The organism is Salinisphaera hydrothermalis C41B8, assembly GCF_000732535.1.
Classification (GTDB): Bacteria; Pseudomonadota; Gammaproteobacteria; order Nevskiales; family Salinisphaeraceae; genus Salinisphaera; species Salinisphaera hydrothermalis.
The window spans coordinates 65,415-78,528 of sequence record NZ_APNK01000016.1; the positions used below are offsets into that span (position 1 = coordinate 65,415).

Here is a 13,114-nt window from a genome sequence, read left to right on the forward strand (position 1 = left end):
AGTCAGTGGTCAAGATTATTTGTATATGCAGCTATGCCGCGGGAGATCGGAGGCTCAGATCGCGGCGCGTTCCACCAGCGCCGGGGCCATGTCGCCGAGCCCGGCGGTGCCGTAGGCGCCGGGGCGACGCGGCGCCAGGCGCGCCGCGCAGAACGCTTCACCGACCCACGGTGCGTCGCCCGTAAGCAGGATCGCGGCCTGCAGGCCACGCGCGATATCGCCGGCGAGAGCGCGGGCGCCGGCCGGGTCGATCGTCTTTTCCTTGAGCCGCGTACCCAGGGCCTCGCAATGGATATCGAACGCTGGGTGGCGCCCGCCGGCCTGCGCCAGTTCGGCCTCCAGGGCGGCGATGCTGTCCGGGCTCTTGGCCAGCGCGCGCAGCAAATCCAGGCATTGCACGTTGCCCGAGCCTTCCCAGATCGAGTTCAGCGGGGCCTGGCGATACAGCCGGGGAAGGATCGATTCCTCGACATAACCGCCGCCGCCTAGACACTCCTGGGCTTCGTTAACCGCGGCCGGCGCGGCCTTGCAGATCAGATATTTGCCCACCGGGGTCGCGAGCCGGGCAAGATGGGTTTCGTGCGCCGTCGCACCTTCGAAGGCTCGGGCGAGCCGCATCGCATAGGCCATCGCCGCTTCGGATTCCAGCGCCAGATCGGCGAGCACTTCCTGCATCAGCGGCGCATCGGCCAGGCGCTGGCCGAAGGCTTCGCGGTGGCGGGCGTGGTGGATGGCCTGCACCGTGGCCTGGCGCATCAGGCCGGCCGAGCCGAGCATGCAGTCCAGCCGTGTTTGCGACACCATCTCGATGATGGTGGCCACGCCGCGGCCGGTTTCGCCGATGCGATACGCCTCGGTGTCGCGGAATTCCACTTCCGAGGACGCATTGGAACGATCGCCGAGCTTGTTCTTGAGCCGCTGGATATCGATGGCATTGCGCTCGCCGGCCTCGGTCCAGCGCGGCAGCACGAAGCAGGACAGCCCGCCGTCGTCTTGGGCCAAGACCAGAAACAGATCGCACATCGGCGCCGAAAAGAACCATTTGTGCCCGCGCAGGGTGAATACGCCGTCGCGATCGGTGGCGGTGGCCTCGGTGGTGTTGGTGCGGACGTCCGAGCCGCCCTGTTTTTCGGTCATGCCCATGCCGACGGTCAGCCCGTGTTTGTCGGCCGGCGGGATGACGCGATCGTCGTAGGCATCGGCCAGCACACGATCCAGCCAGCGTCGGCCCGGGTCGGGAAAGCGCGCGAAGACTGGCGCGGCCGCATGGGTCATGGTGATCGGGCAGGCCGTGCCGGCCTCGAACTGGTTGTGCAGATAGTAGAGCGCGCTACGCACGACCTGGGCGCCCGGGCGATCGGCGGTCCATGTCAGCGAGTGCAGGCCGTGTTCCTTGGCCCGCTGCATGATGCGGTGGTACGCCGGATGGAACTCGACTTCGTCGATGCGCGCGCCATAGCGATCGAACAGATGCAGGGTCGGCGGGTTCTCGTTGGCCTGGAAGCCCAGCTCCATCAATTCGCCGCCGGCGATATCACCGTAGGCGACCGCGCGATCGCGGCCCCAGTCGCCGCCTTCGCGTTCGAGCGCAGCGTTCAGCGCCGTATCGGTGGTGAAGGCGTTGTAGTCGACCAGCGGCGGCGCTTGGTTGGTCACCGTGTGGGTGGCGAGTTCGCGACGCGGGCGATAGGGATTGCGATGCACGCTCGGCTCCAGCGGAATGCGAATATTTCGACGGTTTAGCATGATCGAAGGGGCTCAGAAAGTCTTCGAAAGGATTAATTTTCTCTTTCGGGCAAAAAAAGACCGGCCCTCGGGCCGGCCGCCGGCACGGGGCATACCCCCGAAACCGGTATCAAGCGAGATGCGGGTTTTTTGTAGCGTCGCCGGTGCGGAGCCGGCACGATCAAACGATAGGCGGCGCGGATGACGATTCGGTGACGCCGCCGTGACGATTCGGTTACCCGGTGGCCGACTGGCGAACCCGCTTGACCGGGGCGAAGTCGCCGACGAAAGAGATCTCGGGCGTCAGCCAGTAGCCGGTGGCGGCTTCGACAGTCTTCTGCGTATGCATGATCAGGGCGCACACGTCGGCCGCTGTGGCGCCGCCACGGTTGACGATGATATTGGCGTGGCGCGGCGAGATTTGTGCGCCGCCCCAGGTGAAGCCCTTGAGCCCGGCTTCGTCGATCAGGCGGCCGGCGCCGATACCGTCGATCTTGCGGAAGATCGACCCGGCTGAGGGCTCGGTATCCAGCGGCGGATGCCGTTCGCCGCGCCAGCGCAGATTTTCTTCCATGACCCGCGCCAGGGCTTCGCCGTTGGCCGGTTCCAGTTCGAAAGTGGCCGAGAGAACGATATCGTCGCGTTGATGCAGCACCGACTGGTCGTAGCCGAATTCGAAATAATCGACGTCCACGATACGACGTTCGTTGTCGGCGGTGAGGATGTCGGCCGACTCCAGCACTTCGCCGATGAACATGGTGCGCTCGCGTTCGGGCGCCGGCGACAGGAAGTGCAGGTTCTGCCAGAGCGCGCCGCCGACCGTCGACGGAATGCCGACGTAATGTTCCAGCCCGGACAGACTGTGGCCGACCGCGGCATCGATGACGTCCGGATAGATCAGCGCGCCGCTGGCGGCGAACACGCGCGTGCCCTTGACGGTCAACGAGCGCGCTTGGTTGGCGATCACCAGCCCGGAGAAGCCACGATCGCCGATCAGGATGTTGGCGCCCGAGCCGAGCAGGAAAAAATCCACATCTTCTTCACGCGCGACGCGTACCGCCGTGGCTAATGCCTCCGGTGTGGTGGCCTCGAAATACAATGCGGCCGGCCCCCCGATGCCAAAGCTGGTCCTCTCGGCCAGCGGTACGTCATGGCGCAGGCCGGGGCCAAGCCGCGCGGCAAGCCGGCGGCGCTGGGCGGGGCTGGGGGAGCGGGGGCTGCGCATGGAGCTTACAAGCAATAGACAATGCGCCGATGGTCGGGACTGTGACCGCCCTTTGCAAGATGCCTCGATACATCGGGGAATGCGCGCAATGGGCTAAGCTGTCGTCAGAGGCTTTCAACCAGCGAGCGCCGCATTGTCATTTTCGCCGCGCATCGTCGTATTCGATCTAGACGTCACGCTCACCGAATACGATACGTTTCTCCCGTTCATTGTGGGTTATCTGCGCCATCACCGGAAGCGCCGCAGTCTGTTGTTATGGAAACTGCCGGTCGCACTGCTCAAGTTCTGGCGCTGGGGCGATCGGACCTGGCTCAAGACCGAGATGCTGCGCGCCTTCATCGGCGGTGAGCCGCGCGCCCGCGTCGCCGAGTGGACCGAACGCTTTGTCGACGATCTGCTCGATGAAGCGATGCGCGAACAGGGGTTGGTACAGCTGCGAACCTATCAGCGCCAGGGGGTGCGGGTGATTCTGGCTTCGGCCAGTTTCGATATCTACGTCGAGCGCATCGCCGAGAAACTCGGCATCGAGGAAGTACTGGCGACGCGCTCGGCCTGGAACAGTCGCGGCCGGCTGGTCGGCATGGACGGCGAAAACTGCCGCGACGAGGAGAAGCTGCGGCGCGTCAAGGCGTTGCCCGACATGCCCGAAGACGGCGTCGGAGTGGCGGCCTATTCCGATTCGCATGCCGATCTGCCGTTGCTGTCGTGGGCCGAGCACGGCGTGGCGGTGTGTCCATCCAAGCGACTGTTTCATCAGGTCGGCGGGCTGGGGCTCGAAGTGGTGCGTTGGTGAGCCGCGTGGGCAGGCGCGCCCCGAGTCCGTACACTAGCGGCGTTGTCTGAAGCGCCGGCCGGGGAGGCGCCCGATACCCAGCATGTCGACACTGCACTACACCGTCACGCCGGTCGATCCGGCGGCCCATCGTTTTCGAGTCGAGCTACGACTGGACGCGGCCGGCCATGATCCGCTCACTTTGCACCTGCCGACCTGGATTCCCGGCAGTTATCTCGTGCGCGATTTCGCCCGGCATCTGCTGAGCATCGAAGCGGTCGACGAAGCCACCGGCCAGGTTATCCCGATGCAGGCGCTCGATCGGTCCAGTTGGCAGCTGGGCGATGTGGCCGAGCGGGTTTGCGTGACCTGTGAATTCTATGCCCGGGACGCCTCCGTGCGCGCGGCGTTTCTCGACGACATGCGCGGGTTTTTCAATTTCACCTCGCTGGCACTGCGCCCGGCCGGCCGCGACAAGGCCGAGGTCAGGGTGGATCTCGTCGCGCCGCAGAGCGTGGCCGGTTGGTCGCTGGTGACCACGCTGGCGGCGGTCGACGTCGATGAGCGCGGCTTCGGTGAATATCGCGCCGACGATTACTGGGACCTGATCGATCAGCCGGTGGCCATGGGCGAAGCGATCGAAACCGTGCCCTATCGCGTGCGTGGAATCGAGCATGCCTTCGTGCTGCTGGGCGCCCACGATGCCGATACGCGTCAGCTGGCGATCGACCTGGCGGCGATCTGCAATGCCCAGGCCGACGTGTTCGACGAGCTGCCCGCCACGCGCTATCTGTTTCTTGCCCAGGTAGCCGACAGTGGTTTCGGCGGGCTCGAACATCGCGAATCCAGCGTGCTGCAGGTGCCGCGCAATGCCTTGCCGAGCGCCGCACGCGTGGCGTCCACGGGTAAGCGCGATGCGTCGTACGAGGATCTTCTGGGTCTGGCGAGTCACGAGTATTTCCACCTCTGGAACGTCAAGCGTATCCGGCCGGCCGCGGTCGCCGAATCCGACCTTACCGGCGAAGCCTATTTCCGGGATCTCTGGGCCTACGAGGGCGTGACGTCCTACTACGACGACCTTGGCCTGGTCCGCGCGGGTGTGATCAACGAGCAGGGCTACCTCGACCGGCTGGCGAAACTCGCCACCCGTATCGAGCGCACGCCCGGCCGGCATCTGCAGAGTCTGGCGCAATCCTCGTTCGATGCCTGGCTGAAGTTCTACAAGCCGGACGAGAACACGCCCAACGCGGTGGTCAGCTATTACGGCAAGGGCGCCCAGCTGGCACTCGGGCTGGACCTGAAACTGCGGCTGGAAACCGAGGGCCGGGTTTCGCTGGACACGGTCATGCAGGCGGCCTGGCAGCGTTACGGGCGCACTGAGACGCCGGTGCCGGAGAACGCGCTGGCCGAGCTCGCGGCTGAAGTGTCCGGTCTGGATCTGGCCGAATTCTTCGATTTTCATCTCGAGACGACCGCGGACGCGCCCTGGGCGGACTACCTTGGCGATTTCGGCATTCGCGCGCTGGCCGAGCCGGCGTCCGACGATGCGTCGATCGTACGCGGCCGCATGGGGCTGATCCTGTCGGACGGGGCCGGGCCGGCACGCGTTACCCACGTGCTCGACGACGGGCCCGCGCAGGCGGCCGGCATCACAGCGGGCGATCGCATGATCGCGTTCGATGGCATCGAGGTCGGGCGTGAACTGGCGCGTCAGCTGGCCCGCTATCCGGCCGGCGCGTCGTTGCGCGTGCATCTGTTCCGGGGCGATCAGTTGCTGGTACGCGAGATGCGGCTGGCCGGCGATGCCGCGCCGGAATGGCATCTATCGATCGATACGACCGCTGACGAGGCCGCGCATGCCCGTCGGGCGGCCTGGCTGCATCGTGAGCGTGGCGACCACTAAGGCGCGGCCGCCGCACTGGCTGGATCGGGCCGGCCCGACCACGCTATGCGAGATGTTCGACGCACGCGTGGCGGCTTCGCCGGAGGCGATCGCTTATCGGTTCTATTCGCCGCGCACGCATGTGTGGCGCAACCTGACGTGGCGCCAGGCGGCCGAACGTGTGGCCGCCTGGCGTCGCGTGCTGCACGCCCACGGCGTCGGCCGTGGCGATCGGGTGGCCATCATGCTGCGCAACTCGCCGGAGTGGCTGTGCGTGGATCAGGCCGCGATGAGCCTGGGCGCGGTGACGGTGGGTTTGTTCTGTGCCGATACGCCGGCGAGCAACGCGCATCTGGTATCCGATAGCGGTGCCCGGGTGATCGTGGCGGTGAAGTCGCGCTGGGTACGGCGCATCTTCGAGCAGCATCCCTGCGAGGCATTGATCCACGCGTTCGTGTTTACCGGCGAGCACGCCGGCGATGCCCGCCTGCGATCCGCCGACGACGCGCTAGCGGCCGTGCGTGATAGCCCCGATCCGCGCGTCGAACCACCGGCCCCGGACGATCTGGCGAGCCTGATCTATACCTCCGGCTCACAGGGCCGGGCGCGCGGCGCGATGCTGACCCATGCCAATCTGTTGTTCAACGCCCAGAGCGTGGCGGATGCGCTGCCGGCGGTGGCCTCGGAATGTGCGTTGTCCTACGTACCGCTGGCCCACAGCTACGAGCGCGTGGTCGATGCCTATCGCGCGATGATCGTCGGCGCGCGCATCGTGTTCTGTCGTCATCCACGGTTTCTGGGGCTGACGTTGGCGCGTGAACCCGTGACCACGCTCATCGGCGTGCCGCGTGTATACGAGCGTTTCTATGTCGAGCTGACGCGTTGGATGGCACGCCGCCCTCGGTGGGTGCGCCGGCTGATCGTAACCACCATCAACATCGGCGAGGCCGTGTTCGAACGCGAACAGGGACGGGCCCGGTTTCATCCCTCGCACTTGCTCTGGCCGGCGCTGCGTTATTTCGTGGCGCGACGTTGTCTGCGCCTGTTCGGTGCTCAGATGCAGCTGGCCGTATCCGGCGCGGCGGCGCTGCCGTACCCGGTCGCGCGCACGCTGGTTGGGTTGGGACTGCCGATTTTGCAGGGCTACGGTCTCACCGAGGCCGGCCCGGTGGTCAGCGTCAATCGGGCCGACGACAACGAACTCGACAGCGTCGGGCTGGTCATCGACGGTGTGGCCACCAAGATCGGCCCGGACAACGAGCTGCTGGTGCGCTCGCCCGGCGTGATGCGCGGCTACTGGAACGACGACGAGGCCACGGCGCGCGTGCTGGCTGCGGGCGGCTGGCTACATACCGGCGACAAGGTCAGCCGTCTGGACAAGAAGCGGCTTTATCTCACCGGCCGCATGAAAGAGGTCATCGTCATGACGTCGGGCGAGAAAGCCTCGCCCGAGCCGATCGAGGAGACGCTGCGCCTGGACCCGTTGATCGCCCGCGCGATCGTGGTCGGCGAGGCGAGGCCGGTGCTGGCGGCCGTGGTGAGCTGTCCGGCGCATCGGCTGGTGCCGATCATGCGACGGCTCGGGCTCGATCCGGGGGTGGCGGCGAGCCTGCACAGCTCCCGGCTGGAGAATTACTTCATCGATCGCTTGTCGAAACTCACCACCGGTTTCCCGGCCCACGCCCAGATCCGGCGGGTGGCCGTGACCACCGATCGCTGGACCGAGGACAATGGCCTGATCTCGGGCACGGACAAGATTCGCCGCCGCCGCGTGGCGCGCTGTTATGCTCGCGAGATCGACCGGCTTTACGGCCGCCGCGCCGCCGGGGAGAAAAGCGACGTGTCGCAGAACACGAATCTGGGGTGATCCCATGCATCTGATTTTGATCATCGTGGCCGTGATCGCGGCCTACGTCATTGGTTCGCTGTCCGGCAGCCTGCTGCTCGGGCCGTTGTTCGATCAAGGCGATCTGCGTTCCAGCGGCAGCGGTAACGCCGGGGCGACCAACGCTCTGCGTGCCGGCGGACGGGCCTACGGTCTGGCCGTACTTGTCTTCGACATGGTCAAGGGCGCGGTGGCGGCGGGCTTCGTGCCGATTCTCTTGCATACGCTGGGGCCGTGGCCGTTCGTCTGCGGCATCATGGCGATCCTCGGCCATATCTATCCCGTGTTCTACGAATTCCGCGGCGGCAAAGGCGCGGCGACCTGCATCGGCGTACTGGCGGTGTTGCTGCCGGGCTCGCTGGTGTTCGGGGCTGCGGTCTGGGTGGCGGTGCTGGTGGCCTCGGGCTTCGTCGGCCTGGCTACGATCCTCGGCATGCTCGGCGTCGCCCTCGCCAGTTTCTTTGTGCCTTCGGTGCCACTCGCCGGGCATGTATTCGTGATCGTGGCGAGCCTGCTCATCATCTACACGCATCGCAGCAATATCGCGCGGATGCGCGCTGGCAACGAGAATCGGTTCGAGCGCGCCCGTATCTGGCGCCGGCGATGAGTAACGTCCCGGCCGGGGGCGACGACGTCGAAACCGCGGATCCGCTGGTCGCGGCACTGGCTGGCGGCGATTGGGTTTCGGGGCCCGCGTTGGCGTCGCGTCTGGGTGTCACGCGATCCGCCATCTCGGCGCGTATCGCGCGTCTGCGCCGAGCGGGGCTCGATGTGTATGCGGTCTCCGGCAAGGGCTATCGCTTGTCCGGCGCGATCGACCTGCTTGATGCCCGCGCCCTGCGCGCCGAACTGTCGCCCGCGCATCGCGACATGCTCGATCAAGTGATCTTGCGCCAGAGCGTCGATTCGACCAACAACGTACTGGCCGGCTATCGCGACGGTGCGACCCGGGCCTGTCTGGCCGAGCGTCAGACGGCAGGGCGTGGGCGCGCCGGGCGTGCGTGGATATCGCCGTTTGCGGCCAATCTGTATCTATCGGTCGGGCGCGACCTGATCCTGCCGCGTGCGCCGGTCGCGACGGTTAGTCTCGCCGTCGGCGTCGCGATGGCCGAGGCGCTGGACGATCTGGGGGTGGCCGGGATCGGGCTGAAGTGGCCCAACGATCTTTGGATCGGTCGCGACAAGGTGGGCGGCATTCTCACCGAAGCCCGAGGCGAGATCGGCGGCGCTGCGCGCCTGATTGTGGGCGTCGGCGTGAATATTGCCATGCCGAAGACCGACGCGAGTTCGATCGATCAGCCCTGGACTCGGCTGATCGACCATATGCCGCGTCCGGTCTCCCGCAGCCGCGTGGCCGGGCGTTGTCTCGATGCCGTGTTGTCGGCGCTGTGCGAGTTCGAGCGCGGCGGGTTCGCCCCGTTTGTGTCGCGCTGGTCGCGCTATGATCGCGTGGCCGGCCAACCCGTGGATCTGATCGAAAACGACCGGCGAACACCGGCGATGGCCCGTGGTATCGCCGAGGACGGCAGCCTGCTTGTCGAAATCGACGGTCATCGGCGCGCCGTCTACGCCGGCGATATCAGTCTGCGCTTGTCGGCGGCCTGAAACGGTGCCGAGCGGGTGCTGCGACCAAAGAACTAGATCGACGCCAACGCGGCCATCCTGTTCCGGAGCGTGTCCCGGCCGCGGGCGAGCGTCCGTAGTGCTGTGGGTAGCCAACCGCGCCGTGAGCCGTCACAATAAGCGCTCCCTGCCTTTTTTGCCCGCGTAGCTCAGCTGGTAGAGCAGCTGTCTTGTAAACAGCAGGTCATCGGTTCGACTCCGGTCGCGGGCTCCATCTCCTCGCTTGTCACACTCGTGTAATGCTCGGTTTTAGTGCATTATTCGAGGGTTACGTGGACCGCGTGCGATCCGGCGCGCGGCCCCGTTCCGTCAGGGATGCGTTGTCGTGACAGGCGATGCGTGCGTGGCGGTCGATCCCCGGTTCGGGTTGGCGCGATTTTCGCGAACTCATACTCAATCGGCGGTCCGCCGACGCGTCGTCGTCCGTTCGACGAGCGCTGATTCGATGTCTGAACCAACACACGCAGATTCAAAAAAGGGGGAACACATCATGGCCTCGTCTCAATCGGGTGGGTCGCTGAAGCGACACGCCGGACCCATCGGGCTGCTGTTTGCCAGTACGACCAGCATGATCGGTTCGGGATGGCTGTTCGGTGCCTACCATGCGGCCAAGCTGGCCGGGCCCTGGAGCATCCTCAGCTGGGTCATCGGCGCTGTCATCATCATGATGCTGGCGTTCTGTTTCGCCGAACTGGCGACCATGTTTCCGCGCAGTGGCGCGCTTGTGCATATCAGTCATGCCAGCCACGGCGACGGGCTTGGTCGGATCTGGAGCTGGATGCTCTTCCTGGCTTATGTCGCCGTGCCGGCGGTCGAGGCCGAAGCGGTCGTCACGTACGCCAATAACTATTTGCCGTTTCTGGTCAATCCCAGCAGCGGCGTACTGACGGTCGTTGGTTTCTTCGTATCGGTGGTGCTGCTGGGGATATTTGCGCTGCTCAACCTGCTGGCGATTCGCAAGTTGCTGCAGCTGAATTCGGCCATTACCTGGTGGAAGATCTTCGTGCCGCTGGCGACGGTAGTCGGGCTGATCGTGGTTGCCTGGCATCCGGAGAACATGCACGCCGCTCCCGGCACCTATAAGATGTCCGGCATCTTCACCGCGCTGCCCGCAGCCGGCATTGTGTTCAGCTTTCTCGGTTTCCGTACCGCCATCGAGCTGGCTGGCGAAAGCAGCAATCCGCACCGCAACATGCCGTTCGCCGTCATCGGCTCGGTGGTACTCGCCAGTGTGGTCTATGTCGGCCTGCAGATCGCCTTCATCATGGCGCTGGCGCCGAGCCAGCTGTCCGGTGGCTGGTCGACGTTGTCGTTTGCCGGTGACCTGGGCCCGTTCGCGGGTCTGGCTGCCGGGCTGGGCATGACCTGGCTGGCAGCAATTCTGTATGTGGATGCGTACGTCTCGCCCGGCGGCACCGGGCTGATCTATCTCACCGGCGGTTCGCGCATCCTGATGGCGAACGGCCAGCTCGATACCGGGCCCAAGGGTCTGGCCAAGCTGAGCTCGCAGGGTGTGCCCTGGATGGGCGTGCTCGTGATGTGGATCGTGGGCTGTCTGTTCCTGCTGCCGTTCCCGGCCTGGCAGAAGATGGTGGAGTACATCACCTCGATCACGGTGTTGACCTACGGCATCGGTCCGGTGGTGCTGTTGTGCCTGCGGCGTAATGCGCCGAACGCGGAGCGTCCGTTCAAGCTGGCCGGCGCCAACGTGCTCGCGCCGATCACGTTCATTCTGAGTAACTGGATCATCTACTGGGCGGGTTTCTATACCAACTCGGTGTTGTTCATTCTGATCAGTGTCGGTTTCGTGATCTATGCGCTGTACTACCACCTGGTGGCGCGCATGCCGGCCGAAGAGTTCGGTTGGCGTTATATCTCGTGGCTGCTGCCGTGGTTCGGCGGCATGTGGGTGCTGTCTGCGCTCGGCGGCATCGGGGGCGGCCTCGGGGTGCTGGCGTTCGTGCCCGAACTGGTGCTGAGCGCGCTGTGGAGCCTGGTGGTGCTCTGGATCGCCTACAAGACGACTCTGTCGCCGGCGGAGACCGAGCGGGCGATCGAGAAGATCCTGAAAGAGGATGATGCCGGTGAAAACGCGCCGTCGCTGCCGTAGCTGCGTCGAGGCGTACCAGGCCGTTGTGTCCTGATGGGGGCGACGGCGGTTACGTCAGGCCGGTACGAACCGCATCCGGCCTGATTGCAAAGCGGCGCCCCAGGCGCCGCTTTGTCTTTCTGTAAAAAATACGACACCAAGGGAAGAGGTGGGGTTATGTCGCGGAGAACCAATTATTTCGCAGCGGCCGGCGTGGGTATGGCCATGCTGGTCGGACAGATCGGCATCGCATCGGCTGCCGCCGGTGCGACCCGGCAGTCGCTTGACGAAGCGCTGTTCACGGGGCCGCTGGTGGCCCCAATGCCACGTCGCTGCCGGAGGGGCACTGGGACATCGAGCCGTATGTGCTGGATTCAATACAGCACGGCCATTACGACAACAACTGGAACAGTCGCAAAACCCCCAACACGCATGCGCTGCGATCGGTGTCGCTGCTCGAATACGGCTTGACCGACCGCCTGCTGGTCGCGCTCCTGCCGCAGTTTGGCTACAACGTGGTCGAAAACGGGCCGGACAGCCAGGGCGTTCAGCTCGGCGATACCAAGCTGCGCTTCCAGTACATGATCCATGCGTTCAAGGAAGGCAGCTGGCTGCCGACCACGGCACTGGCTTATTCGCAGGTCTTTCCGACCGGTAAGTACGACGGGCTTGGCAATCATCCCGCCGACGGGTTGGGTAGCGGTTTGTTCACCAGCACATTCGGCTTGTTCACCCAAGATTATTTCTGGATGCCGAACGGTCGTATCCTGCGCTCACGACTCGATCTGACCTATACGATCCCGGACGACAAGGCGTCGGTCCAAGGCGTGAGCGTCTACGGGACCGGCTCCGGATTCAACGGCCGGATCGATGCCGGTAATACGTTCAGCGCCGATCTGGCGTTCGAATACAGCATGACCCGCCACTGGGCGCCGGCTGTGGACATCGTCTACAGCCACTCCGACGGGGCTTCGGTGCGGGGTACGCAGGCCAGTAACGGGTTGGTCACGACGGTCAGCTCCAATTCCAAGCCGAGCGAGGCCATCGATGTGGCGCCCGCCATGGAATACAACTGGAACAGTCATTACGGCGTTATTGTCGGTGCCGACGTCGTGGTGGCCGGGCGCAACACGGGCGACGCGGTCACGCCGCAGGCAGCGCTCAACATCTACTACTAGCCGGGCCTGGATCGACGCAGCGTGCGGGTGTGTTCAGCGCCCGTCGCGCGTTCGTGGGGTCGCCGCGCTCGCCGTGCGGGCGTCGATGAAATCGATGGTTGACAAGCGCTCCCGGATTCACAACAATGCGCGGCTCGCGTGGAGGGATACCCAAGCGGTCAAAGGGAACAGACTGTAAATCTGTCGGCTCAGCCTTCGGAGGTTCGAATCCTCCTCCCTCCACCAGACGCACAATTCGGGCTCCGGATCCGCGTTGCGGTTTCGGCGCTTTCAGCATCGAAGCCGGCTCTGTCGGCTTCGATTGCATCGGATCGAGCCAACGCCGAATCGTCGGGCTTGCATTGCGAGCGGCGATTGGCGAGAGTTTGTCGGCGTTGAGCATGCGGGCGTAGTTCAACGGTAGAACCTCAGCCTTCCAAGCTGATGATGCCGGTTCGATTCCGGTCGCCCGCTCCAGGTCGCAATGCGGCGCCCTGGGTGACAATTTGCTTAGCCCATGTAGCTCAGAGGTAGAGCACATCCTTGGTAAGGATGAGGTCACCGGTTCAACTCCGGTCATGGGCTCCAAATCTAGCGGGTGTGCATCGCCCGCGTTTCGGTTGCCGGGACGCCGACCCAGGTCGTGCGCGTTTCGGTTGGTATACGCAGGCCCAACGGCGAAAGGCGAGGCAATGTCCAAATCAAAATTCGAGCGTAGCAAGCCGCACGTCAACGTCGGCACGATTGGTCACGTGG

General features: G+C 65.0%; 9 protein-coding genes, 4 tRNA genes and 1 pseudogene. 12 read left to right on the top strand and 2 right to left on the bottom strand.

Annotated elements, in window-relative coordinates:
- Window positions 1-54: 54 nt before the first annotated feature.
- Together C41B8_RS11455 and murB are read right to left on the bottom strand one after the other, a co-directional pair.
- Entirely contained in the window at window positions 55-1,746 is a 1,692-nt protein-coding gene (locus tag C41B8_RS11455; protein WP_084188875.1) for an acyl-CoA dehydrogenase family protein, read from the bottom strand.
- 214 nt (window positions 1,747-1,960) lie between these two features.
- Complete coding sequence (gene murB, locus C41B8_RS11460) at window positions 1,961-2,950, bottom strand: UDP-N-acetylmuramate dehydrogenase (RefSeq protein ID WP_037338102.1); 990 nt, start codon at window positions 2,948-2,950, stop codon at window positions 1,961-1,963.
- Window positions 2,951-3,083: 133 nt separating this feature from the next.
- On the opposite strand from murB, the gene C41B8_RS11465 reads away from it, so the two are divergent.
- The 12 genes and pseudogenes from C41B8_RS11465 to C41B8_RS21145 all read left to right on the top strand — a co-directional run.
- Complete coding sequence (locus C41B8_RS11465; protein WP_037338105.1) at window positions 3,084-3,743, top strand: HAD-IB family hydrolase; 660 nt, start codon at window positions 3,084-3,086, stop codon at window positions 3,741-3,743.
- Between the two features lie 82 nt (window positions 3,744-3,825).
- The gene (locus C41B8_RS11470) at window positions 3,826-5,625 is read left to right on the top strand and encodes a M61 family metallopeptidase (protein ID WP_037338109.1); all 1,800 of its coding nucleotides are present in this window, start codon (window positions 3,826-3,828) and stop codon (window positions 5,623-5,625) included.
- Complete coding sequence (locus C41B8_RS11475) at window positions 5,612-7,471, top strand: AMP-dependent synthetase/ligase (protein WP_232226047.1); 1,860 nt, start codon at window positions 5,612-5,614, stop codon at window positions 7,469-7,471. The genes C41B8_RS11470 and C41B8_RS11475 overlap by 14 nt, the downstream gene beginning before the upstream one ends.
- Before the next feature lie 4 nt (window positions 7,472-7,475).
- Window positions 7,476-8,096, top strand: coding sequence for a glycerol-3-phosphate 1-O-acyltransferase PlsY (plsY, locus tag C41B8_RS11480; RefSeq protein ID WP_037338114.1), 621 nt, complete (start codon window positions 7,476-7,478; stop codon window positions 8,094-8,096).
- Window positions 8,093-9,094 (top strand): biotin--[acetyl-CoA-carboxylase] ligase, encoded by a 1,002-nt coding sequence (locus C41B8_RS11485; protein ID WP_051883431.1) that lies wholly within the window; start codon window positions 8,093-8,095, stop codon window positions 9,092-9,094. The genes plsY and C41B8_RS11485 overlap by 4 nt, the downstream gene beginning before the upstream one ends.
- Window positions 9,095-9,250: 156 nt before the next feature.
- Window positions 9,251-9,326 (top strand) — tRNA-Thr (locus tag C41B8_RS11490).
- 276 nt (window positions 9,327-9,602) lie between these two features.
- Window positions 9,603-11,222 carry an APC family permease gene (locus C41B8_RS11495; RefSeq protein ID WP_051883432.1) on the top strand — a complete coding sequence of 540 codons (1,620 nt, stop codon included), beginning with the start codon at window positions 9,603-9,605 and terminating at the stop codon, window positions 11,220-11,222.
- Between the two features lie 344 nt (window positions 11,223-11,566).
- Entirely contained in the window at window positions 11,567-12,379 is an 813-nt protein-coding gene (locus C41B8_RS11500; RefSeq protein ID WP_051883433.1) for a hypothetical protein, read from the top strand.
- A gap of 140 nt (window positions 12,380-12,519) precedes the next feature.
- A tRNA-Tyr gene (locus C41B8_RS11505) sits at window positions 12,520-12,604 on the top strand.
- A 157-nt stretch (window positions 12,605-12,761) separates the two neighbouring features.
- A tRNA-Gly gene (locus C41B8_RS11510) sits at window positions 12,762-12,835 on the top strand.
- A gap of 36 nt (window positions 12,836-12,871) precedes the next feature.
- Window positions 12,872-12,946 (top strand) — tRNA-Thr (locus C41B8_RS11515).
- 104 nt (window positions 12,947-13,050) lie between these two features.
- Window positions 13,051-13,114 (top strand): annotated as a pseudogene (locus tag C41B8_RS21145) (GTP-binding protein); the annotation flags it as partial.

Coding starts and splice junctions, on each gene's coding strand:
- C41B8_RS11455 (WP_084188875.1), bottom strand. CDS start 1,746: ATGCTAAACCGTCGAAATATTCGCATTCCGCTGGAGCCGAGCGTGCAT.
- murB (WP_037338102.1), bottom strand. CDS start 2,950: ATGCGCAGCCCCCGCTCCCCCAGCCCCGCCCAGCGCCGCCGGCTTGCC.
- C41B8_RS11470 (WP_037338109.1), top strand. CDS start 3,826: ATGTCGACACTGCACTACACCGTCACGCCGGTCGATCCGGCGGCCCAT.
- plsY (WP_037338114.1), top strand. CDS start 7,476: ATGCATCTGATTTTGATCATCGTGGCCGTGATCGCGGCCTACGTCATT.
- C41B8_RS11485 (WP_051883431.1), top strand. CDS start 8,093: ATGAGTAACGTCCCGGCCGGGGGCGACGACGTCGAAACCGCGGATCCG.
- C41B8_RS11495 (WP_051883432.1), top strand. CDS start 9,603: ATGGCCTCGTCTCAATCGGGTGGGTCGCTGAAGCGACACGCCGGACCC.